Here is a 23,291-nt window from a genome sequence, read left to right as displayed (position 1 = left end):
CAATTCGCTTGATGGAAAGGCAGATAGAAAAAAACGCACCGAAAGCTGTCACCTTTACCACTGTTTAACAAAGCCCTGCGAAAAGCAACGGGATCAGTGAAAAAGGCAAGACAGGTACTCCGGGTAAAAACGCGTGCAAAACACCATGAAACAACCAGCGCCAAGGCCGAATGCGCAGAAAACTGCACTTATCGTCGATGACAGTCGCGCGCAGCGTATGATTTTCGCCAAGCTGTTACAACACTGGGGATATCAAACGCAAGAGGCCCGCTCTGGGATTGACGCTCTGGAGGCCTGCACCAAACGCCATTTCGACCTGATCCTGTCGGATTGGATGATGCCGGAAATGGATGGGCTGGAATTCTGCCGCAGCTTTCGCGCGCTGTCGGAAGAAAAGTATAGTTATACCAAGTCTCGCGAAATCTGACTCTTCTGAGGGTTTTGGGATTCCCAAATCTATGAAGATCTGACTCAATGGCGTCAGATTTTCTGGGGAGGGCCTCTCTATGGGCGCAGCGCTCGCGTTACGGACAGACTACGACGGCATGAAGTTGAGAGAACTTGCGCGAAAGACAAAGGATGCCAACCAAGCCCGCAGGCTTTTGGCGCTGGCGGAGATCTATGATGGCGGTCGGCGCAGCGATGCTGCTCGGATTGGTGGTGTTGGCCTACAAATTGTCCGTGACTGGGTGGAGCGGTTTAATGCCCGCGGGCCTGACGGCTTGATCAACGGCAAAGCTCCTGGTCAGCAGTCTAAGCTTAACGATGAGCAGCGCAGGGCGCTTGCTGCAATTGTTGAGAGCGGTCCGACCTTATCGGTCCATGGGGTCGTCCGCTGGCGCCTGAGTGATCTGAGGAAATGGATTGCAGACACATTTGGGATTTCACTTCACGAGACGTCGATAAGCCGGGAACTCAGGGCGCTTGGTTATGTCAAACTCACAGCACGCCCGCGCCATCACGCGCAAGATACAGCCGCACTGGAGGACTTTAAAAAAAAGGGTTTGCAGCCGCAGTAGCAAAGCTCCGCGCACGGCTCCTGCAAGGCACTGTGATCGAAGTCTGGTTCCAAGATGAAGCGCGTGTCGGCCAGAAAAACAAGATCACGCGCCGATGGGCGAAGCGCGGTACGCGACCTTCCGCCCCACATGATCAGCGCACGAGTTCAAGCTACATCTTTGGAGCGATTTGCCCAGCCCTCGGGAAAGCTGCAGGTCTTGTGCTGCCAGCGTGCAATACCGAAGCGATGGCCCTGCATCTTGCTGAAATCTCCCAAACTGTCGCACCCAAAGCACATGGGGCTGTGCTCGTGGATCAAGCCGCATGGCACATGACTGACAAGCTGGTCATTCCGGACAACATCACCATCATCCCGATCCCCGCAAAATGCCCAGAACTCAATCCAGTCGAAAACATCTGGCAATTCATGCGAGACAACTGGCTATCAAACCTCATCTTCGAAACCTATGAAGACATCGTAGATCATTGCTGCAAGGCTTGGAACAAATTGGTCAGCATGCCCGACACAATCACCTCCATTGGAACCCGCGACTGGGCTCAAGAGTTCTGATCAATGCTGATTGGTATTACTTCATCTTGCTGACGTCGAAAAATGACAAAAATGCTGTCGCCGAAGGGTTGGATGTTGGTGCAGATGATTTTCTGTCAAAACCTGTTTCACCGCTAGAGTTGCGCGCCCGCATCACAGCGGGCGAACGTTTGCTGGCGATGGAGCGCGAGGTGCGCACCGCGCGGGGGCAACTGCTGGCAGCGGTGGAGGCGCTGGATGACGGATTTGTCTATTTCGATGCCGACGACCGGCTGGTTCTGGCAAACCGCAAATATGGGGAACTTTATCAGATTGATCCGGCGATTCTGGTGAAGGGCGCGCGGTTCGAAGACCTGTTGCGCCACAACTTGGCGCAGGGGCGCTATCCCGACGCCATCGGGCGCGAAGAAGACTGGTTGCGCCACAGGTTGGAGCGATTTCGCAATACCGGGCGCAGCAGCCAGCGCCTGTCCGATGGGCGTGTTTTGCAGATCGTGGAGCGCAGGACTGATGATGGCGGCAGGGTCGGATTGCGGGTCGATGTCACGGAACTGAGTTTGGCGCGCGAGAATGCCCGCAACTCCGAAGCACGTGCGCTGCAACAGAATCGGGACTTGCGCGCCGCTTTGGATGAGTTGCAAAACCTGTATGACGCGATTGATCGTGATCTGATGGAAGCGCGCAAGCTACAGCACTCGCTGATCCGCAAGCGCCAGCATGATTTTGACGGCAGCACGCTGTCGCTGTTGTTGAAATCCTCGGGGCATGTTGGCGGCGATATGGTTGGCACATTCATTATCTCCACCGCCCGGATCGGGATTTATGCGATTGATGTGTCGGGCCATGGTGTGGCGGCGGCCATGCTAGGGGCACGCATTGCGGGGTTGTTTTCGGGGGGCGAACACCAACAGAATATCGTCCTGATCCGTGACCCCAAAACCGGAAAATCCAAGGCATACGATCCGCATGACGTTGCTGCACGGATCAATGAGTTGATGCTCGATGAATTTGAGACGGAAACTTATCTGACGATTGCCTATGCCGATATCGACCTGCAAACAGGCAAAATGCGGCTGGTTCAGGCGGGGCACCCGCACCCGGTAATCCAGCGGGCAGATGGGCGCGTGGAGTTTATCGGCGATGGGGGTTTGCCCATAGGTTTGATCCCGAATGCCCGCTTCGCAACAATCGAGGCGCAGCTCATGCCGGGTGACCGGCTGCTTTTGTACAGCGACGGTGTCACCGAATGCATCAACCGCAATTCAGAGGAATTTGGCGAGGATGGGCTGCGCGCAACCCTTGTGAAGCTTGCAAAAGTGAAGGGAACAGACTTTGTCGACGCGTTGAAATGGGAATTGATGCATTGGTCTGGCAAGGATGAATTTGACGATGATGTATCAGGGGCCTTGCTGGAGTTTAATCACGCCACATACCTGACAGAGCCGCCCTCGCGCTATTACCGCGGTGTGCGGATTGAAGAGTGACGCAACCCGCAGCGCGCTGAACTTTGCACCGCGCCACGCCATTATTTCCAGCGCATAGGCGACAGCACAGGCGCTGTGCAGCACAAAGATCGGATCGCACTTGGCCCTTGGGCCCGAGTTCCTATATGGAGGGCCAGACACGCACGAAAACTTTGCCAGCCAAGACAAGGAACATTTCATGAGCTTCGGCGCACAGATCGCCTGGGATGACACCGTCCTGCCATTCCAACTGGATCGCAGCGATATTCGGGGGCGGGTCGCACGGCTGGATACGGCACTGGAACGCGTGCTGGCCCGACATGACTATCCGCCTGCTGTCGAAGCGCTGGTTGCAGAAGCGGCCCTATTGACGGCGATGATTGGTCAAACGATCAAGCTGCGCTGGCGCCTGTCGTTGCAAGTGCGCGGCAGTGGCCCGATCCGGCTGATTACAACGGATTACTACGCGCCGACGCAAGACGGTGCGCCCGCCCGCATTCGCGCCTATGCCAGTTTCGACGCTGCGCGCCTGACGCCGGATGCGCGCCCGTTCGAGCAGATTGGAAAAGGGTATTTCGCGATTCTTATCGATCAGGGCCGCGACATGACACCCTACCAAGGCATCACCCCGATTGCAGGAGAGTCGCTGTCGGATTGTGCCGAGGCTTATTTTGACCAGTCCGAGCAATTGCCAACGCGCTTCTCGCTCAGTTTCGGGCGGACGATTCTGCCGGGCCAGCCCGAGAAGTGGCGCGCGGGCGGGGTCATGCTGCAACATATGCCACAAGCCTCTGGCACCAGCCCGCGCACGCAAGACCTTGTCGCCGAGGATTGGAACCGCGCAAACCTGCTGCTCGATACGGTCGAGGAACTGGAGTTGATGGGGCCAAATGTGCAGCCCCCCGAATTGCTGTTGCGCCTGTTCCACGAAGAAGCGCCGCGCGTCTTTGACCCGCAAGCGGTCCATTTTGGCTGCTCGTGTTCCGAGGATAAGGTACGCCAAAGCCTGTCGATCTATTCGGCCAAGGATCTGGCGACCATGACCACGGATGAGGGCACGATCACCGCCGACTGCCAGTTTTGCGGCGCGCATTATGTGATGGACCCCACCAGTTTGGGCTTTGAGGCCGGGGGCAATGACGAGTGATGCCTTGGAGCAGTTGCGCAGCGCCCTTGCCCGGCCCGCGCAGGGGTCCAGCGATTTTGACCTGAACCCCGGTGTCGTGCTGCCGGAAAACCGCGTATTGCGCCCGGCGGCGGTGCTGGTGGGGATCACGCGCGGTCAAGATGGCCCGCGTCTGGTGCTGACCAAGCGCGCCTCGCATCTGCGCAATCATCCCGGCCAGATCGCCTTTCCGGGGGGGCGGCAGGACGAAGGAGATGCCGATCTTGTTGCGACCGCCCTGCGCGAAGCGAATGAAGAAATCGGCCTTCCGCGAGAGGCCGTTGAGGTGCTGGGTGCGCTGCCCGCGCATGAGACTGTCACCGGGTTTATGGTCACGCCCATTCTGGCGGAAATCACGCGCGACTTTACCCCGCGCCCTGACCCCGGTGAAGTGGCTGAGATATTTGCCGCCCCCCTTGCCCATGTCACCGACCCGACCCGCTTTCGGGTAGAGCGGCGCATGTGGCGGGGCACATGGCGGAACTATTACATTGTACCGTGGGGGCCGTATTACATCTGGGGTGCGACCGCGCGCATTCTGCGGGGTCTGGCCGAGAGGGCGGGACCATGCAGATAAGGGATGCATGGCTGCACGCGGCGCACACGCAGCATGTTTTGCGGTTGTTGGGCGATGCGGGGCATCAGGCGCTGGTGGTGGGCGGCTGTGTGCGCAATGCCCTGATCGGCGTGCCTGTCACGGATGTCGATATTGCCACCGATGCACGGCCCGAAACCGTCATGGCGCTGGCCGAGGATGCGGGGCTGCGCGCGGTGCCGACCGGGATCGCGCATGGCACGGTCACCCTTGTGGCGGAGGGGCAAGGGTTTGAAGTCACAACCTTTCGCCGCGATGTCGAGACGCATGGCCGCCACGCCACGGTCGCCTTTTCCGACGATCTGGCCGAGGATGCAGCGCGGCGCGATTTCACCATGAATGCGCTTTATGCGCGCGCCGATGGCACTGTGCTAGACCCTTTGGGCGGGGTGAAGGATTTGCAGGCGCGGCGGGTCCGGTTTGTTGGCGAGGCGCAGGCGCGAATCGCCGAGGATTATCTGCGCATTCTGCGTTTCTTTCGGTTTCATGCACAATATGGCGACCCGGCGCAGGGCTTGGATGCCGACGCACTTGCGGCCTGCGCTGACGGGGCCGAGGGGCTGGAACAGCTATCGGCGGAACGTATCGGCGCTGAGATGCGCAAATTGCTGGGTGCGCCCGACCCTGCCCCTGCCGTCGCCGCGATGGCCCAGTGCGGTGTGCTGGCGCGCGTGGTGCCGGGTGCCGGCTCGGATGGATTGGCCCCTTTGGTTCATCTGGAGGCCGGGATGGAACCGGTCTGGACCCGCCGGATGCTGGTCTTGGGCGGGCAGACGGACCGTTTGCGCCTGACCCGCAAAGAGGCGCGCGACCTGAAGTTGGCGCGCGCCGCACTGGGCCAGATGGAACCACCGGCGCAGTTGGGCTACCGCCTTGGGGCGGCACTTGCGCGCGATGTCATTCTGGCGCGTGCAGTGGTTTTTGAAACGCCCCTGCCGCCAGATTGGCAACGCCAGATCGCGCGTGGGGCGCAGGCCCGCTTTCCTGTCCGCGCAGGTGATCTGCCGCATCTGCAAGGGCCGGAACTGGGCGCGCATCTGCGCGCGCTTGAGGCCCGCTGGATTGCCTCTGATTTCAGCATGAGCAAGGCTGATCTGCTGGCGTGACTGGCCTTTGCCCTGCCCCGCCCCTATATCTGAGGCAGAACCGGGGGCGATGTGTTACAGAAAATCACGACAGATACCGAGACTTCCACCCATATTGAGCGGCCCGGACCTGCGCAGCGTCTGGCCGGGATGATCAATGCGTTTGAACGCGCGCCCGGCGCGCCGCCCCGCAGTCTGTGGGCCTTTATTTTGTGGTCTGTGCAAGGGGCATGGCCGGTCTTGTTGCTGGCCGCCGTAATCTCGGCTCTTGTCGGCACAACCGAGGTGGTGTCTGCGCTGTTGCTGGGCATGATCATTGACGCAGTGGTTGAAACCGGCCCTGTTGATTTCTTCACGCAGCATCTGTGGCTGGTTGCGGGTTTCGTGATATTCTTCGTGGTTCTGCGCCCGGTCGCCTTTGGCCTGTCTTCGGCGGCAAACAGTATTGTGGTGCAGCCCAATGTCTATGTGCTGGTGCAATCGCGGTTGAACCGCTGGACGCTGGGGCAGCCGGTTACGTTTTTCGACAATGATTTTGCGGGGCGGATTGCCCAGAAACAGGTTCAGACCGCGCGGGCGCTGACGGATGTGGCGAATGAAACGATCAACACGATGGCTTTTGCGCTGGCCTCGATCATCGGTTCGGTCATTTTGCTGCTGACGATCGACGCGCGGATTGCCTTGGCGCTGGCGGTCTGGCTGGTCGGGTATCTGGCATTGATCCGGTATTTCCTGCCGCAAGTGCGCCAGCGGGCAGGCGCGCGGGCGGGCGCGCGCGCGCAGGTCAGCGGGCAGGTGGTGGACACGATCACCAATATCAAAACAGTCAAACTGTTTGCCCATTCCGAGTTCGAGGATCGCGCCGCGTTGAATGCAATGGGTGTGTTCCGCGACCGGGCTGTCGAATTTGGCGAAGTGCAGGCATGGTTTCGCTTCTGGCTGATGCTGGTGGCGGGTGTGCTGCCTGTGCTGCTGATCGGTGGCACGCTGTGGCTTTGGTCGCTGGGACAGGCCACTCCGGGGGCGATTGCTGCGTCAGGGGCGGTCGCTATTCGGATTGCGCAGATGACGGGCTGGGTCAGTTTCGTGCTGATGGCGATTTATGGCAATCTGGGCGAGGTAGAGGATGGGATGAAAACTCTGACGCGCCCGTCGAATCTGCAAGACGCGGATGATGCAGTGGAACTTGGCCGCGTCACAGGGGCGCTGCATTTTGACAACGTGAATTTTGCCTATGGCCGCCAGACCGGGGGCGTTGAAGGGTTGGATCTGAAGATCGCACCCGGCGAGAAGATTGGCATTGTCGGGGCCTCTGGTGCCGGGAAATCCACGCTCGTGGCGCTGCTGTTGCGGCTGTATGATGTCGAGGGCGGGCGCATTACCATTGACAGGCGCGATGTCAGGCAGGTCACACAAGAAAGCTTGCGGCGCAATATTGCGATGGTCACGCAGGAAACGGCGATGTTCAACCGCTCGGCCTTCGAGAATATTCGGTATGGCCGCCCGGATGCCACATTGGCCGAGGTCCAGCAAGCCGCCCGCGCGGCAGAAGCGCATGAGTTTATCCTGTCGCTGCAAGACCATGAGGGGCGGCATGGCTATGATGCGCATCTGGGCGAACGGGGTGTGCGCCTGTCTGGCGGACAGCGCCAGCGCATCGCCCTTGCGCGCGCATTCCTGAAAGACGCGCCGATTCTGGTGCTGGATGAGGCAACTTCGGCGCTGGATTCCGAGGTCGAGGCCGCTGTGCAGGACGCGTTGGAGCCGTTGATGGAAGGCAAGACCGTGCTGGCCATCGCGCACCGGTTGTCCACGATTGCCAAGCTGGACCGTATTATCGTATTGGATGATGGGCATATCATCGAGCAGGGCAGCCATGACGAATTGCTCAACGCGGGCGGCACATATGCCCGTTTCTGGGCGCGGCAATCGGGCGGGTTTCTGGGCTTTGACGACGATGCGGATATGACAGCCTGAGAAAGCGCGTGAGGGGGCGAAGTGACTGATCTGGAGCATATCACCCCAGTGGATTTCGGGCGCAGTCTACGCGGGATCGGGGTGAACCTTCTGTGTCGTGACGTGATGGGAATGGCTGCGTTCCTACACGATGTCTTTGATCTGGAAATCCACCGCGCAAGCAAGGATTTCGCGATCATCCGTCATGGTGACTGGATGATGCAATTACACGCGGATGCAACCTATCACGCGCACCCGCTTTTGGCCCTTGTCCCAGAGGTGCCGCCGCGCGGGACCGGCGCGCAGATTTATCTGTTCGGCGTGGACCCCGATCAAGCAGTTGCGCGCGCGCAGGCCGATATGGTGCTGGAGCAGCCTGCCGATAAGCCGCACGGGTTGCGCGAGGCGACGATCCTGTCGCCCGAAGGCTATGCGTTCAGTCCTGCGCGGGTGGTGTGAGTGGCGTCTGACGCGATATGACATGGCTGTTTTGAGGGAATTGTGGGCGGCCCTTTGAGTTGCGGCGGCCTTCGACCGCTTTTTGTGCGGGTCGGGTTACGCGCACATCGGATTATCCCGCAAACCACCCCTTCACGACCGAACGCAGGAAGGTTTTGTCTGTCGGGCAACACCATGATAAAGGCGCCGCAATATGCCGCCCTTGCACGTGCCGCGGGGCGGAAAATCTCAAGAACTAGCGCGCGATACAGGGGCCTTATGATCACAATCCTCCGCCTTGGCCATCATGGCGACGGCATTGCCGAAGGTCCGGTTTTCGTGCCACGCACATTGCCGGATGAAGTCGTGACCGGCGAGATCGTGCAGGGCCGGATGGATGCACCGCGTATCCTGACCCCCTCCCCGCTGCGTATCAGAGCGCCCTGCCCGCATTACCGCAACTGTGGCGGTTGCGCGTTACAACACGCACAGGCAGAATTCGTGACCGACTGGAAAGAGGGCGTGATCCGGCAAGCACTTGCCGCCCAAGGGTTGAGTGCAGAGTTTCGCGCGCCGCATATCTCGGAGTTGCACAGCCGCAGGCGCGCCAGTTTTTCAGGGCGTCGGCTGAAGAGAGGCGCTTTGGTCGGCTTTCACGCCCGCGCGTCCGATGTGATTACGCCAGTGCCAGACTGTCTGATCCTGCATCCCGACCTGACCGCTGCCCTGCCGCTGCTGGAAGAACTGACCGCCCGTTTTGGCGCGCGCAAGACCACGCTGTCGCTGTCACTGACGCGGTCCGATGCCGGGCTTGATCTGGCGGTTTCAGGTGGCAAGCTGCTTGATGATGCGTTGCGCGCGGAATTGGGCCAATGGGCGGGGCAAGCGGGGCTTGCACGGCTGGCATGGGAGGGCGAGGTGATCGCGCAGACGCAGCCGCCCTTTCACCAGATCGCACGCGCGCAGATCACGCCGCCGCCCGGTGGCTTTCTGCAAGCGACCAAACCCGCCGAGCAGGCCTTGCAGATCGCCGTCAGCGAGGCTGTGGGCAATGCCGCGCAAATCGTTGATCTGTTTGCAGGTTGCGGCACGTTTACGCTGCCATTGGCCGAGCGGGCAGAGATCCACGCGGTCGAGGGCGACGCGGACATGCTGCACGCCCTGGATGCGGGGTGGCGACAAGCCACAGGCCTGAAGCGCATCACCCATGAGGCGCGCGATCTGTTCCGCCGCCCGTTGCTGCCAGCCGAGTTGAAAAAATTCGAGGCCGCCGTGATCGATCCGCCCCGCGCTGGTGCCGAGGCGCAGACTGTCGCGCTGGCCGCTTCAACCATTCCGCGCATTGCCGCTGTGTCGTGCAACCCTGCGACCTTTGCGCGCGACGCAAAAATCCTCGTTGCAGGCGGCTATCGCCTTGAATGGGTGCAAATGGTCGATCAATTCCGCTTCAGCCCGCATGTGGAGCTTGCAGCCCAGTTCACAAGATAGCATATCGCGCCCTACAACCGAAAATCGGGGACCAATAATGCTTAGCCGTGAAAAGACCGCCGCGTTTCTGGATCAGCCATGGGTGCGCAACGGGATTATCGTTGTGATCATCTTCAACGCGATCCTGTTGGGCATGGAGACGTCTGACACGTTGATGGCGATTGCCGGGCCGCTGATCCTTGGGTTGGATGCGGCTTGCCTAACCATTTTCGTGGTGGAACTGGTGTTGAAATTCCACGCGCAGCGCGGGAAATTCTGGCGCTCTGGCTGGAATATCTTTGATTTCCTGATCGTCAGCATCTCGCTTGTGCCGGGGGCACAGGGCTTTAGCGTATTGCGGGCTTTGCGTATTTTGCGTCTACTGCGTGTCGTCTCGGTCAGCCCCAATCTGCGCCGCGTGGTCGAAGGGTTCATCAAGGCGCTGCCCGGAATGGGGTCGGTGTTTTTGTTGATGGGCATGTTGTTCTATATCGGCGCAGTTATGGCCACCAAGCTGTTTAAAGAGACGTTTCCAGACTGGTTCGGTGATTTGGGCAATTCGGCCTATACCCTGTTCCAGATCATGACGCTCGAATCGTGGTCGATGGGGATCGTGCGCCCGGTGATGGAGGCCTATCCCTATGCATGGGCCTTTTTCGTGCCCTTCATCATGGTTACGACATTCGCGGTGGTGAACCTGCTGGTGGGTCTGATCGTCAATTCGATGCAGGACGCCCATGCCGCCGAAAGCAATCAGGCCACATCCGATTACCGCGATGAAGTGCTTAAACGTCTTGCGGCCATCGAAGAGCGGTTGAACGCACAAGAGAAAGACAAAGTGCCGCCCGCCGAATGACGTATCCGTGATCTGGCATATGACAGGACTTGGCAGAATCGCGCCTTTAGGGCATGGTCATTGCAAAAAACCCTGAGGCAGCAATAATGATATTCTTTCGTGTCGTCGCCGCGCTGGTGCTGGTTGCCGTTTTGGCATCTTGCGGTGGCCCCCCAAGCAAATTTCGGACCTACAAAGGCCCAGAGGTGACGCATGTCGTCGTGTATAAGACGGCGCGCCGGATGGATTTGTGGCACTATAACCGCTTGTTGCGCAGTTTTGACGTGCAACTAGGCGGCAATCCGTTCGGCCATAAGCAGCACGAGGGTGACCGCCGCACACCAGAGGGCGATTACATCATCGACCGGCGCAACCCGAACAGCCGGTTTCACCTGTCAATCGGGATAGATTACCCGAACGAGGCCGATAAGGCGCGCGCCGAAGAAAATGGCTGGAAACCGGGCGGTGATATTTTCATCCATGGCCGTGGACCTCGATTCCAACAGGCGCGCGGTGACTGGACAGACGGGTGCATCGCGGTGACTGACCGGGAGATGGAAGATATCTATGCCATGGTGCGCGACGGAACGCCCATTCGCATATTACCATGACGTGGTGGCCGCTGTGGGAGTCGAACCCACACGCCCTTGCGAGCAACGGATTTTAAGTCCGGTCTGTCTACCAGTTCCAGCAAGCGGCCAATCACCGCGATGGTCTAGACTGCTGCGCAAGCGGCTTCAAGCCCAGAGTGCGCGGATCATTCTTGCTGCAACAGAATACCGGATACAGGCACAAGTGTGATCTGCCCTGCGCGGCGTTCTTCGCGCCACATCTCGATTGCGTCCAGTGTTTCCTCATTGGTGGCATCGCCAAAGACAATCACATTGCCGATCTGGCTGGCCTGAAACACAGCGCGGTCCAGAAACCGCCGGATGGTAAAGACACTTTCATCGCCTGCGTCCAGCACGCGGAACACTTCGGCATGTGCGACCCCTGCGGCTTCGGCAGAGCGTCCGGCTTGCGAAAGCCCGCCTGAAAAGGTCAAAAACCCATGTCCGTCCTGCGCAAGCAATGGCAGCACCTCGCGCAGAAGCGCTGCATTGCGGGCGACCCCGTTCTCTGGCAGGTCGATCACCCCGACAGCCTGCGGTAGCGCGTCAAAATAGGCATTCAGCGACACATCCAGATCAGACGCCGTGGCCCCCGCAGGCAGACCGGCAGCCAGTATCACAACCTCTTTGCCAGCCTCGTGGTAGATTTCGGCGGCTTCGGGTGCAGTGGGGTCCATCGGGTTCAACGCAATAGTAAAGGGAACCTCCAGCGCGGCAAGCATGCGCCGCCGGGCCATTGGCAGCCCAGGATCGGACAGGACCAAAGCCATTTTATCGGCAGTTCCGGGACCGGCCTGATACAGCGAATTGCGCTGCAATGCCGATTGTGGGGTGGCTGAGGGCAGTGGTTCCTGATCGACCACGATGGGCGCATCCGATCCTTCGCCGATGCGTGGCAGGCCTGATACGCGGGTTCCGGGTATCGTCTGGGGGGCGTCGTTTTGTGCGACTTGTTCTTCGGGCGCGTCCTCTATTTCAAGGTCAGCGCGGGCTTCAGGGGCATCCTCAACCCGACCGATGGGGGCGGGCGGCAACAACTGCGGCCCCTCTAACGCAACATCTGCTTGGGGCGCAGATGCCATGCGCGACGGCAATGGAACAGCACTGACCTGCGCTTGCGCTGCGGGCATCTCGGCGGCACTATCTTCGGTCATACCCTCGGACGGGGTGGGGATGTGCAGTTCAACCTGCGGGACGTTTTCGTCAGGTATGTCTGCGATGTCCATTTCGGTGGCGGGTTCCACGCCCGCCTCCTCTTCCGGCGCGCTCTCTACTTGTGGCACGCTGGCGCTCTCTGGCATCTGCTCGGGCAGACCTTCCGGCGCGGGGGCATCGGCGGCCATGTCGTCAGATACGGGCGCATCCGGCAGACCCTCGGCGGTATCTGCGGCGGGTGTGTCATCTTCCGGCGGTGCGACTTCGACCAAGGGCTGGTCCGTGTCGGCAAGTGTTTCTGGCGGCGCATCCTCAACAAGGGGCAAGGGCGCAAGGCCCACGTCCTCTGGCGTGGGCGGCGCTGTGCTTATGTCCTGCATTGGCGCATCATGCGCTGGTGGATAGACGACATTTACGCCGATAAACCCGACCAAAACCAGTCCGGTCCCGGTCGCAAGCCCTGCAAGTAGATTGCTGTCCACACCACGCCCCATATTATTAAATTACAAATGCCCGCGCTTATACTGCACGGTCTGGCATGATTCTTCCACAAATACGCGTGCGGATCAAACGGATTGGCGCGCGCGCCCTTGACCTTGCTAGCAAGGGGCGGGCATGTAGGTTTCCAATGGACCAGAACCCCGGAAATCGCCCATGCTGCTGCTGATCGATAATTATGACAGTTTCACCTATAATCTGGTCCATTACTTGGGCGAATTAGGGGCAGATGTGCTGGTGCGGCGCAATGATGCGCTGGATGTGCAGGAAGCGATGGCACTGAACCCGTCTGCCATTGTGCTGTCGCCCGGCCCCTGCGACCCGGATCAGGCGGGCATTTGCCTGCCGCTGACCCTTGCCGCTGCCGAGGCGCGCGTGCCGCTGCTGGGCGTTTGCCTTGGGCATCAGACCATCGGACAGGCATTTGGCGGGCGGGTTTTGCGCGCGCGGCAGATCGTGCACGGCAAGCTGGGGCAGATGCACCACACAGGACAAGGTGTCTTTCATGGTCTGCCCTCGCCGCTGATGGCCACGCGCTATCACTCGCTGGTGGTGGACCGCGACACCCTGCCCGATTGTCTTGAGGTCACAAGCTGGCTGGAAGATGGCTTGATCATGGGGCTGCGACACCGCGATTTGCCCGTAGAGGGGGTGCAGTTTCATCCCGAAAGCATCCGGTCGGAACATGGGCATGCGATGCTGCGCAATTTTCTGGATCAAGCTGCGGTTGGTGCATAATGGATGACCTCAAACCCCTGATCGGCATTGCCGCCACCCGCGCTCTGACACGGGCAGAGGCAGAGGCCGCGTTCAACCTGTTGTTTGAAGGCCAAGCCACGCCTGCGCAGACGGGCGGTTTTCTAATGGCCCTGCGCACACGCGGCGAAACCGTAGATGAATATGCCGCCGCAGCCAGCGTGATGCGCGCCAAATGCGTCAAGGTCCGCGCGCCCGAAGGGGCGATGGACATTGTCGGCACAGGCGGCGATGGCAAGGGCACGCTGAACATCTCGACCGCGACGGCCTTTGTGGTCGCAGGCGCGGGCGTGCCGGTGGCCAAGCATGGCAATCGCAACCTGTCATCAAAGTCTGGCGCGGCAGATGCGCTAGGGGCTTTGGGCATTGACGTTATGGTCGGCGCATCGGTGGTTGAACAAGCCCTGAACGAGGCCGGGATCGGCTTTATGATGGCCCCAATGCACCACCCCGCCATGCGCCATGTCGGCCCTGTGCGTATGGAATTGGGCACGCGCACCATTTTCAACATACTCGGACCACTGACCAACCCGGCAGGGGTGAAATACCAACTGACTGGCGCATTCTCGACCGATCTGCTGCGCCCTATGGCCGAAACACTGCGCGCCCTTGGGACCGAGCGCGCGTGGCTGGTGCATGGCGGCGATGGCACGGACGAGCTGTCGATTGCCGCTGAAAGTGCTGTCGTGGCGCTGGAAGCGGGCGCATTGCGCGAGTTCACCCTGCACCCCGAGGATGCGGGCCTGCCCGTGCACAAGTTTGAGGATTTGCTGGGCGGTGCGCCAGATGAAAACGCCCGCGAACTGCGCGCGGTGCTGCAAGGTGCGGGCCGCCCTGCCTACCGCGATGCTGTCTTGCTGAATTCTGCCGCTGCGTTGGTGATCGCGGGCAAGGCCATCGCGTTGAATGAAGGGGTGGAGCGTGCACGCGAAAGCCTTGCCTCTGGTGCCGCGATGCGCGCGGTCGAGATACTTGCCCGCATCAGCCCTGTAACTGCCTGAATTTCGGAAAGACCACAGCCATGGCCACCATTCTCGACAAGATCAAAAGCTACAAATTGCAAGAAATCGCGGACCGAAAGGCCGCGCGCGCGCTGTCAGATGTAGAGGACGCGGCACGCCATGCCCCCACCCCACGCGGCTTTGCCGCCGCCTTGCGCAAGGCTGAAACCACCGGCTACGGGCTGATTGCCGAGATCAAGAAAGCCAGCCCTTCCAAGGGGTTGATCCGCGCCGATTTCGACCCGCCTGCATTGGCCCGCGCCTATGAACAAGGCGGAGCGACCTGTCTGAGCGTGCTGACCGACACCCCCAGCTTTCAAGGCGCTGACAGCTTTTTGACTGCTGCGCGCACGGCCACCACATTGCCCGCGCTGCGCAAGGATTTCATGTATGACACCTATCAGGTGGCCGAGGCCCGCGCGCTGCATGCCGATTGCATTCTGATCATCATGGCCTCTGTCTCTGACGCGCAGGCGCAGGAACTGGAACAGGCCGCGGTCGCATGGGGCATGGATGTGCTGGTCGAAGTGCATGATGCGGCAGAACTGGACCGCGCCTTGGCGCTGGACTCGCCCCTTCTGGGGATCAACAATCGCAACCTGAACACATTTGACGTGACACTGGACACCACGCGCCAGTTATCGCGCCTTGTGCCACAGGGTAAAATGCTGATCGCGGAGAGCGGCATATACACCCCCGCCGATCTGGCCGATCTGGCGGGGTACGGCGCGCGCAGTTTCCTGATTGGCGAAAGCCTGATGCGCCAGCCCGATGTGGCCCAAGCCACCCGTACTCTGCTGGCCAACCCCCTTCAGCCAGAACAGGTGTAATGTGGAAAAACTGACACATTTTGACGCTGAGGGGCACGCTCACATGGTTGACGTGTCGCAAAAGTCGCATACCGCGCGTGTGGCTGTCGCCGAAAGTGCCGTGCAGATGCTGCCCGAAACACTGGCATTGATTACAGAAGGCCGCGCCAAAAAGGGCGATGTTCTGGGCGTCGCGCGACTTGCAGGGATCATGGGGGCCAAACGCTGCGCAGACCTGATCCCGCTCTGTCATCCGCTGCCCATCACCAAAGTCTCGGTGGACCTGACACCCGATGAAACCTTGCCCGGTGTGCGTATCCGCGCCGAAGTGCGCACCACCGGCCAGACCGGCGTCGAGATGGAGGCGCTGACCGCCGCCTCTGTTGCTGCGTTGACAATCTATGACATGCTCAAAGCCGCCGAAAAATCCATGACCATCACCGCCACGCGCGTCGTGTTGAAAGATGGCGGCAAATCTGGCCGCTATCAGGTGCAGCCATGATCTCGGTCGAAGAGGCGCTGACACATGTCTTTGCGTTAATTACGCCCTTGGGCACAGAGCAGGTCGCACTTGCACAGGCCTCGGGCCGCGTGTTGCGCGCACCTGTCACGGCGCAGCGCGACCAGCCCCCATTCGCGGCGGCGGCGATGGATGGCTATGCCCTCTCTGCTGCGACATCGCCCCAGACCAGCTACCGCGTCATCGGCGAAGCCGCGGCAGGCCACGCATTTGCAGGCCGTGTGGGCACAGGCGAGGCCGTGCGCATCTTCACAGGGGCGCCCGTGCCAGAAGGTGCTGACTGCGTGGTCATTCAAGAAGATGTCACGCGCGACGGTGACACGATCACCCTGACCGAAGACCGCGTGGCTGCGCGCCACATCCGCCCCCAAGGCACGGATTTCAGCGCTGGCGACCAGATCAGCGCACCGCGCCGCCTGCGCCCGTCAGAGTTGGCATGGCTGGCAGCAATGAACTGCGCCAATGCGCACGTCAGCCGCCGCCCCGATGTCGCAATTATCGCCACCGGGGACGAATTGGTCATGCCCGGCGAAGACCCGAAGCCCGATCAGATCATCGCCTCCAACGCCTTCGCGCTCAAAGCCATGGCCGAGGCAGAGGGCGCACGCGCACGCATCCTGCCCATCGCCCGCGATAATGAGGCCAGCCTGCGCGCCGTGCTGGACCTCGCCGCAGATGCCGACATGATTGTCACCATTGGCGGCGCGTCAGTCGGCGATCACGACCTTGTCGGGCCGGTCACGCACGCCATGGGGGCCAGCCGCGCCTTCTACAAGGTTGCCATGCGCCCCGGCAAACCGCTGATGGCCGGACGTCTGGAAGGGGCCTTGTTGTTGGGCCTGCCCGGAAATCCCGTCTCCTCAATCGTGTGCGGGCATCTGTTCATGCGCCCTGCCCTGCGCGCGATGCAGGGGCTTGGGGCCTATCCGATGCACAGTGCAACCGCCACGCTGGCCTGTGACCTGCCCGCCAATGGCCCGCGCACGCATTACATGCGCGCCACCCTTGGCCCCGGTGGCACGATTGCGCCCCACCCCGATCAGGACAGCGCGCTTTTGGGCGTGTTGTGTCAGGCTGATGCGCTGCTGATCCATCCCGCAGGCGACGGTGCCCGCAAGGCCGGTGAACAAATGCGGTATATCCTTGTGTGAAACAGTTGACACAGGCGCAGAACATAGATAGAACATTGCTACCGTAATTTGGGACAAAACCATAGCCGGGGGGCGCGCAGTGTTGACACGCAAGCAGATTGAACTTCTCAAGCTTATACATACACGCATGGAAACAGACGGGGTTGCCCCATCATTTGACGAGATGAAAGATGCCCTCGATCTGCGCTCGAAATCCGGCATTCACCGACTTATCACAGCACTGGAAGAACGGGGTTTCATTCGGCGCATGCATCACCGCGCCCGCGCAATCGAAGTGTTGAAATTGCCCGACGCGCTGCAAAAGCAGGGATTTGAAGCCAAAGTTATTGACGGCGGTGCCACCGAAAAACCAGCTCCACCTGCGCAAGCCCTGCCTGTGGACGCATCCTCGCTCAGCCTGCCGATCATGGGCCGCATCGCAGCCGGCACCCCGATCGAGGCGATCAGCGCAGTGGTCAACGACATCTCGGTTCCCGCCAGCATGTTGCGCGGCCGCTCCAGCCATTATGCGCTGGAGGTGCAGGGCGACTCGATGATTGATCTGGGCATCAATGACGGCGATATCGTTGTCATCCGCGAACAGGACACGGCTGATAATGGCGATATCGTTGTGGCCCTTGTCGATGGACTGGAAGCAACATTGAAAAAATTTCGCCGCCAGAATGGCATGATCGCGCTGGAAGCTGCCAATGCGGCCTATGAAACACGCCTGCTGCGGGATGACCAAGTGCAGGTTCAGGGGCGGCTGGTTGGTCTGATCCGCAGCTACTGACAGCGGTCCATTCCAGATAACCGCCTGCGCCAGCGATGGCACAAGCCCGATGCAGAAGGTGCCGCCACAACGGCACCAGTGCAAATGTCGCAGATCGACCATCTTGGATGGTGCGACGCGAGCTGCGGCTGCGCGTCGCATCAAGCACCAGCTCAAGACATGTGCACAGCCAACATGTTGCGCCTCTCATGGCCCCTGCCCGCCCTGATGACTGCGAATTTGTCAGGCCAGTGTCGCATCCGGTGACACCCATGTCCGATTCAAGCAAAGCGATATTCGGATTATTTGCTATCTCTGGCCCCGGCAAGGAGAGCACAGCATGCGCTATTCAGGATTTCGCGTCATCAAGGAAGCGTTGACCGGTCATAAGGGCTGGACACCAGCCTGGCGCGATCCGCAGCCAAAGCCGAAATACGACATCATCATCATTGGCGGCGGCGGCCACGGTCTGGCAACGGCCTATTATCTTGCCAAAGAGTTCCGCCAGAGCAATATCGCGGTTATCGAGAAAGGCTGGATCGGCGGCGGCAATGTCGGGCGCAACACCACGATCATCCGCTCGAATTACATGCTTGATGGCAATGAGCCGTTTTACGAGTTCTCGCTCAAGCTGTGGGAAGGGCTGGAGCAGGATTTCAACTATAACGCCATGGTCAGCCAGCGCGGCATTCTGAACCTGATCCATTCGGATGCCCAGCGCGATGCCTATATCCGGCGCGGCAATGCGATGATGCTGAACGGGGCCGATGCCGAACTGCTCAGCGCGGAGCAAGTGCGCCGCGAATACCCGTTCCTCAATTTCAACGATGCACGATTTCCCATCAAGGGCGGTCTGGCACAGCGGCGCGGCGGCACTGTGCGCCATGACGCAGTCGCTTGGGGCTATGCGCGCGGGGCCGACAGCCTCGGGGTCGATATCATCCAGAATTGCGAAGTGACAGGCTTTCGCATCGAGAACGGCCAATGCCTTGGCGTCGAGACATCGCGCGGCTTCATCGGGGCAGGCAAAGTCGGCGTTGCAGTTGCGGGCAATTCCAGCCGCGTCATGGCTCAGGCCGGAATGCGCCTGCCGATTGAAAGCCATGTGTTGCAAGCCTTCGTCTCGGAAGGGTTAAAGCCCGTCCTGCCCGGCGTCATCACCTTTGGCGCAGGCCATTTCTATTGCAGCCAGTCCGATAAGGGCGGTCTGGTCTTTGGCGGCGATATCGACGGCTACAACTCCTACGCCCAGCGCGGCAATCTGGCCGTCGTCGAAGATGTGATTGAGGGGGGCATGGCGCTCTTTCCCGGCCTTGGCCGCGTGCGTCTGCTGCGCATGTGGGGCGGCGTGATGGACATGAGCATGGACGGCTCGCCCATCATCGACCGCACCCATATTGACGGGCTCTATTTCAACGGCGGCTGGTGTTATGGCGGGTTCAAGGCCACGCCTGCCTCGGGCTGGTGTTTTGCCCATCTTCTGACCACCGACACCCCGCACCCGACCGCCGCCGCCTATCGTTTTGACCGCTTCGAGAAGGGCCGCATGATCGACGAAAAAGGTATGGGCGCGCAGCCCAACCTGCATTAAGGGCGCAGCACATGTTGCCATTTTCTTGCCGAAAATACTCAAATTCCACGGCCACCACCGGGACCAGCCGCCAAAGGGGGCGCGCATGATTATCAACCACCCATTGCTTGGCCCCTGTGATGCGCAGGAATTCACCTATTTGGGCGACGCCCGCCTGATTGACCGCCCCGATGGCATGGCTGCGGGCGCAGAAGCGGCGTTTTTCGACTACGATTATCTGCGTGACAATCCAGCGGGCTTGCACCGCGAATTGTGGTTCCATGAGCAGGGTGACCGCTCTTGGCTGGTGGTCACGCGCAATACCGTAACCCATGAGATCACCAATGTTGAACTGGCGCGCGATGTTGCGCGCAATTCGGGGCGCAGCGCATGAGCAGATTGCCAACAGGCGGCCAGATCGACCGCGCACGCAAGATCAGCTTCCGGTTCGACGGCCAGTATTACAAGGGCCATCCCGGCGATACTCTGGCCTCGGCACTTTTGGCCAATGGCGTGCGGCTGATGGGGCGCTCGTTCAAATATCACCGCCCGCGCGGTGTCTTGACCGCAGGCAGCGAAGAACCCAATGCGCTGGTCGAGTTGCGCACCGGCGGGCGGCAGGAACCCAACACCCGCGCCACCACGATCGAGCTGTTCGATGGTTTGCAGGCCAATTCCCAAAACGCCTGGCCCAGTCTGAAATTCGACGCGCTGGCGATCAATGACCGCTTTTCCAATTTCCTGACAGCGGGGTTTTATTACAAGACCTTCATGTGGCCCGCCGCTTTTTGGGAAAAGCTGTATGAACCCATCATCCGGCGCGCGGCTGGTCTTGGCTCTATCACGACCAAGGCGGACCCCGACCTTTATGACAAGGGGTTTCTGCATTGCGATCTGTTGATCATCGGGGCTGGACCCTCTGGTATGGCCGCCGCACTGACCGCAGGGCGGGCGGGCGCGCGGGTCATTCTGGCGGATGAGGATTTTCGCATGGGGGGACGGCTGAATGCCGAAACCTTCCAGCTTGGCGACGTTGCCGGCGCGCAATGGGCCGCACAAGCTGTGGTCGAGCTTGCCAGCCTGCCCAATGTCCGCCTGTTGCCACGCACGACCATTTTCGGGGCCTTTGATCATGGCATTTATGGCGCGGTGGAACGTGTGTCCGACCATCTGCCCAGCCCTGAAACTGGCAAGCCCCGACAAATCCTGTGGCGCATCTACGCGCAACGTGCGCTGCTATGCGCAGGGGCGATCGAGCGGCCCATCGCTTTTGCCAATAACGACCGCCCCGGCATCATGACTGCAAGCGCGCTGCGCACTTATGTCAACCGCTGGGCCGCCAGCCCCGCCGAGACTGTTGCCGTGTTCACCAATAATGACGACGGCCACCGCACGGCAGCTGACCTTTTGGCCGCTGGCGTTAAACTTGCCGCTGTGATCGACACGCGCGCCGATGCGCCCAGCTTGCCGGGGGTCGAGGTTCTGGCAGGGGCGCAGGTCACGGACAGCGCGGGCCGGTTGGGCCTGAAATCGGTCACGGTGCGTCTGGCCAATGGGCAAAACCGCAGGCTGAATGTCGGTGCCTTGGGGGTTTCTGGCGGCTGGAACCCGAATGTGTCGCTGACCTGCCACCAGCGCGGGCGACCTGTCTGGGACGATGCGATTGCCGCGTTTGTGCCCGGCGCGGAGCTGCCACAAGGTATGCGCGTTGTGGGTGCCGCAACGGGGCAGTTCAGCACCCATGCCGCATTGCACACCGGGGCCGCGGGCGCTGTGCAAGCACTGGCTGATCTGGGCCTGTCGTCCACGCCCGCCGATCTGCCGCATGCCGAGGATGCGCCGGTCAACATCAGCCCGTTCTGGCATGTTGGCGGCACCAAGCGCGCATGGCTGGATTTCCAGAATGATGTGACGATCAAAGATGTAAAGCTGGCGCATCAGGAAAATTTCCGCTCGGTCGAGCATCTGAAACGCTATACGACGCTGGGCATGGCAACCGATCAGGGCAAAACGTCCAATATGGGCGGGCTTGCCGTCATGGCCGCGTTGACGGGCGCAAGCATTCAAGCCACCGGCACGACCATCTTTCGCCCCCCCTATACGCCCGTTGCGATGGGCGCGATTGCGGGGCGGTCTACGGGTCGTGACTTCAAGCCTACCCGCCTGACCCCAAGCCACACATGGGCGACCGAGCAAGGCGCTGTCTTTGTCGAAGCGGGCATGTGGCTGCGCGCGCAATGGTTCCCGCGCGCGGGCGAGAAAGACTGGCGCGAGAGTGTGGACCGCGAGGTTCTGGCCACGCGCGCCTCTGTCGGGGTGTGCGATGTGACGACGCTTGGCAAGATTGATGTGCAGGGCCGCGACGCTGCGGCCTTCCTGAACCGCATCTATTGTAACGGTTTTGCAAAACTCGCCGTGGGGCGCGTGCGCTATGGGCTGATGCTGCGCGAGGATGGAATCGCGATGGATGACGGCACCGCCGCGCGTCTGGCAGAGGATCATTTCGTCGTCACCACCACCACTGCCAATGCTGTGCCAGTCTACCGCCATATGGAATTTGCACGCCAATGCCTGTGGCCGGATATGGATGTGCAACTGATCTCGACCACCGAAGCATGGGCGCAATATGCGATTGCAGGCCCGAACGCGCGCAAGTTACTGCAAAAGATCGTGGACCCTGCGTTTGATCTGTCGAATGACGCTTTCCCCTTCATGACGTGTGGTGAGATCACGGTGTGTGGCGGGTTGCGGGCACGGTTGTTCCGCATCTCGTTCTCGGGTGAGTTGGCCTATGAAATTGCCGTGCCCACCCGCTATGGCGATGCGCTGATCCGGCGGTTGATGCAGGAAGGCGCGGAATTTGATGTCACCCCTTATGGCACCGAAGCTTTGGGCGTCATGCGCATTGAAAAGGGCCATGCCGCAGGCAATGAATTGAACGGCACCACCACCGCCCGCGATCTGGGCATGGGCCGCATGGTCAGCGACAAGAAAGACAGTATCGGCACGGTCTTGTCGCGGCGCGAAGGGTTGAACGAACCTGACGGCTTGCGGCTGGTGGGGTTCCGGCCCAAGAGCCCGCAAGCGCGTGTTCTGGCGGGCGCGCATTTGCTGGAACTGGGCGCGGATATGACAGCGGCCAATGATCTGGGCTATGTGACCTCGGCCTGTTATTCGCCCAATCTGCAATCCTATATCGCCATCGGTTTCTTGAAATCCGGCGAGACACGCATGGGCGATGTGTTGCGCGCAGCCTCGCCCCTGACAGGGGATGATACCGAGGTCGAGATTGTCTCGGCCCATTTCATCGACCCAGAGGGAGAACGACTTCGTGCATGATCTGGCCCCCCTGACTGCCCTTGGTGGCAGCACACCTATGAGCGACACCATCGGCCCTGTGACGATTTTGGAAGCGCCGGACTGGGCGCTGGCTTCGGTCGCGGCGCGCCTTGGACAAGAGGATGCATGCAATGCAGCACTTGCCGATATTCTGGGCGCCCCCCTGCCCGGTATCGCGGCGCATGTGCAGGCGGCGCACATGGGCGCATTCTGGACCGGGCCGCATATCTGGATGATTGACGCCCCCTATCACAGCCACGAAAATCTGGCCGCCAGCCTGAAGGCCCGTTTGGGCGATTGCGCCAGCGTGACGGTGCAAAGCGACGCTTGGGTCCGATTCGACATTTCTGGCGACGGGTTGGAGCGGCTGTTCGAGCGGCTGTGCAACCTCGACCTTGGGGGGCGGGCAACAGGGACTGCGCGTCGCACAGTGATCGAGCATCTGGGCTGCTATGTTATTTGCCGCGCAGATGGGGTGCATGTTTATGGGCCGCGATCCTCGGCTAAAAGTCTGCATCATGCCATGACAAATGCAGCCCGCGCAGCCTTTTAGACGACAAGCCCGCGCCATACTTTC

At 60.6% G+C, this 23,291-nt stretch carries 22 protein-coding genes, 1 tRNA gene and 1 pseudogene; 22 read left to right on the top strand and 2 right to left on the bottom strand.

Going from position 1 to position 23,291, the window contains the following annotated elements; all coding sequences use genetic code 11:
- Window positions 1–145: 145 nt before the first annotated feature.
- From BD293_RS03240 to BD293_RS03190, 12 genes and pseudogenes are all read left to right on the top strand, one after another.
- The gene (locus tag BD293_RS03240; protein WP_142079840.1) at window positions 146–427 is read left to right on the top strand and encodes a response regulator; all 282 of its coding nucleotides are present in this window, start codon (window positions 146–148) and stop codon (window positions 425–427) included.
- Between the two features lie 79 nt (window positions 428–506).
- A protein-coding gene (locus tag BD293_RS03235) for an IS630 family transposase (RefSeq protein ID WP_142079576.1) occupies window positions 507–1,570 on the top strand; the annotation gives its coding sequence in 2 pieces (ribosomal slippage) (window positions 507–992 and window positions 995–1,570; 1,062 coding nt in all).
- A gap of 8 nt (window positions 1,571–1,578) precedes the next feature.
- Window positions 1,579–1,741 (top strand): annotated as a pseudogene (locus BD293_RS23535) (fused response regulator/phosphatase); the annotation flags it as partial.
- On the top strand, window positions 1,729–3,033 hold the full coding sequence (locus tag BD293_RS23425) for a PP2C family protein-serine/threonine phosphatase (RefSeq protein WP_246086347.1): 1,305 nt from the start codon (window positions 1,729–1,731) through the stop codon (window positions 3,031–3,033). The pseudogene BD293_RS23535 and the gene BD293_RS23425, both read left to right, overlap by 13 nt.
- A 178-nt stretch (window positions 3,034–3,211) precedes the next feature.
- On the top strand, window positions 3,212–4,159 hold the full coding sequence (gene hslO / locus BD293_RS03225; protein WP_142079838.1) for an Hsp33 family molecular chaperone HslO: 948 nt from the start codon (window positions 3,212–3,214) through the stop codon (window positions 4,157–4,159).
- Complete coding sequence (locus BD293_RS03220; RefSeq protein ID WP_142079837.1) at window positions 4,149–4,754, top strand: CoA pyrophosphatase; 606 nt, start codon at window positions 4,149–4,151, stop codon at window positions 4,752–4,754. Before hslO ends, BD293_RS03220 begins: the two co-directional genes overlap by 11 nt.
- The gene (locus BD293_RS03215; RefSeq protein WP_142079836.1) at window positions 4,745–5,878 is read left to right on the top strand and encodes a CCA tRNA nucleotidyltransferase; all 1,134 of its coding nucleotides are present in this window, start codon (window positions 4,745–4,747) and stop codon (window positions 5,876–5,878) included. Before BD293_RS03220 ends, BD293_RS03215 begins: the two co-directional genes overlap by 10 nt.
- A 129-nt stretch (window positions 5,879–6,007) precedes the next feature.
- Window positions 6,008–7,834 carry an ABC transporter ATP-binding protein gene (locus BD293_RS03210; protein WP_142084271.1) on the top strand — a complete coding sequence of 609 codons (1,827 nt, stop codon included), beginning with the start codon at window positions 6,008–6,010 and terminating at the stop codon, window positions 7,832–7,834.
- 21 nt (window positions 7,835–7,855) lie between these two features.
- Complete coding sequence (locus BD293_RS03205) at window positions 7,856–8,272, top strand: VOC family protein (RefSeq protein WP_142079835.1); 417 nt, start codon at window positions 7,856–7,858, stop codon at window positions 8,270–8,272.
- Between the two features lie 258 nt (window positions 8,273–8,530).
- Window positions 8,531–9,739, top strand: coding sequence for a class I SAM-dependent RNA methyltransferase (locus BD293_RS03200; RefSeq protein ID WP_142079834.1), 1,209 nt, complete (start codon window positions 8,531–8,533; stop codon window positions 9,737–9,739).
- Window positions 9,740–9,776: 37 nt separating this feature from the next.
- Complete coding sequence (locus BD293_RS03195) at window positions 9,777–10,574, top strand: ion transporter (RefSeq protein ID WP_142079833.1); 798 nt, start codon at window positions 9,777–9,779, stop codon at window positions 10,572–10,574.
- An 86-nt stretch (window positions 10,575–10,660) separates the two neighbouring features.
- On the top strand, window positions 10,661–11,164 hold the full coding sequence (locus tag BD293_RS03190; protein ID WP_142079832.1) for a L,D-transpeptidase family protein: 504 nt from the start codon (window positions 10,661–10,663) through the stop codon (window positions 11,162–11,164).
- 2 nt (window positions 11,165–11,166) lie between these two features.
- Here the strand turns inward: BD293_RS03190 and BD293_RS03185 are convergent.
- Window positions 11,167–11,253, bottom strand: a tRNA-Leu gene (locus tag BD293_RS03185).
- 57 nt (window positions 11,254–11,310) lie between these two features.
- Window positions 11,311–12,801 (bottom strand): divergent polysaccharide deacetylase family protein, encoded by a 1,491-nt coding sequence (locus BD293_RS03180; RefSeq protein WP_170207050.1) that lies wholly within the window; start codon window positions 12,799–12,801, stop codon window positions 11,311–11,313.
- Window positions 12,802–12,973: 172 nt separating this feature from the next.
- Between BD293_RS03180 and BD293_RS03175 the strand changes: the two genes are divergently transcribed.
- From BD293_RS03175 to BD293_RS03130, 10 genes are all read left to right on the top strand, one after another.
- Window positions 12,974–13,555, top strand: coding sequence for an anthranilate synthase component II (locus BD293_RS03175; protein WP_142079830.1), 582 nt, complete (start codon window positions 12,974–12,976; stop codon window positions 13,553–13,555).
- Window positions 13,552–14,574, top strand: coding sequence for an anthranilate phosphoribosyltransferase (trpD, locus tag BD293_RS03170; protein ID WP_142079829.1), 1,023 nt, complete (start codon window positions 13,552–13,554; stop codon window positions 14,572–14,574). The genes BD293_RS03175 and trpD overlap by 4 nt, the downstream gene beginning before the upstream one ends.
- A gap of 20 nt (window positions 14,575–14,594) precedes the next feature.
- Window positions 14,595–15,404 (top strand): indole-3-glycerol phosphate synthase TrpC, encoded by an 810-nt coding sequence (trpC, locus tag BD293_RS03165; RefSeq protein WP_142079828.1) that lies wholly within the window; start codon window positions 14,595–14,597, stop codon window positions 15,402–15,404.
- Window position 15,405: 1 nt separating this feature from the next.
- Window positions 15,406–15,885, top strand: coding sequence for a cyclic pyranopterin monophosphate synthase MoaC (gene moaC / locus BD293_RS03160; protein ID WP_142079827.1), 480 nt, complete (start codon window positions 15,406–15,408; stop codon window positions 15,883–15,885).
- Window positions 15,882–17,054 (top strand): molybdopterin molybdotransferase MoeA, encoded by a 1,173-nt coding sequence (locus BD293_RS03155; protein ID WP_142079826.1) that lies wholly within the window; start codon window positions 15,882–15,884, stop codon window positions 17,052–17,054. Before moaC ends, BD293_RS03155 begins: the two co-directional genes overlap by 4 nt.
- 79 nt (window positions 17,055–17,133) lie before the next feature.
- Window positions 17,134–17,826 (top strand): transcriptional repressor LexA, encoded by a 693-nt coding sequence (lexA, locus tag BD293_RS03150; protein ID WP_142079825.1) that lies wholly within the window; start codon window positions 17,134–17,136, stop codon window positions 17,824–17,826.
- Window positions 17,827–18,145: 319 nt separating this feature from the next.
- The gene (locus BD293_RS03145; protein WP_142079824.1) at window positions 18,146–19,396 is read left to right on the top strand and encodes a sarcosine oxidase subunit beta family protein; all 1,251 of its coding nucleotides are present in this window, start codon (window positions 18,146–18,148) and stop codon (window positions 19,394–19,396) included.
- Window positions 19,397–19,481: 85 nt separating this feature from the next.
- Entirely contained in the window at window positions 19,482–19,769 is a 288-nt protein-coding gene (locus BD293_RS03140; RefSeq protein ID WP_142079823.1) for a sarcosine oxidase subunit delta, read from the top strand.
- The gene (locus BD293_RS03135) at window positions 19,766–22,714 is read left to right on the top strand and encodes a sarcosine oxidase subunit alpha family protein (RefSeq protein ID WP_142079822.1); all 2,949 of its coding nucleotides are present in this window, start codon (window positions 19,766–19,768) and stop codon (window positions 22,712–22,714) included. Before BD293_RS03140 ends, BD293_RS03135 begins: the two co-directional genes overlap by 4 nt.
- Window positions 22,707–23,267, top strand: a complete 561-nt coding sequence (locus BD293_RS03130) for a sarcosine oxidase subunit gamma (protein WP_142079821.1) — start codon at window positions 22,707–22,709, stop codon at window positions 23,265–23,267. The genes BD293_RS03135 and BD293_RS03130 overlap by 8 nt, the downstream gene beginning before the upstream one ends.
- Window positions 23,268–23,291: the final 24 nt, after the last annotated feature.

The sequence above is a fragment of the Roseinatronobacter monicus genome (assembly GCF_006716865.1).
GTDB lineage: Bacteria > Pseudomonadota > Alphaproteobacteria > Rhodobacterales > Rhodobacteraceae > Roseinatronobacter > Roseinatronobacter monicus.
The sequence above is the reverse complement of the archived record's forward strand: the minus strand, read 5'-3'. Positions and strand labels throughout refer to the sequence as shown.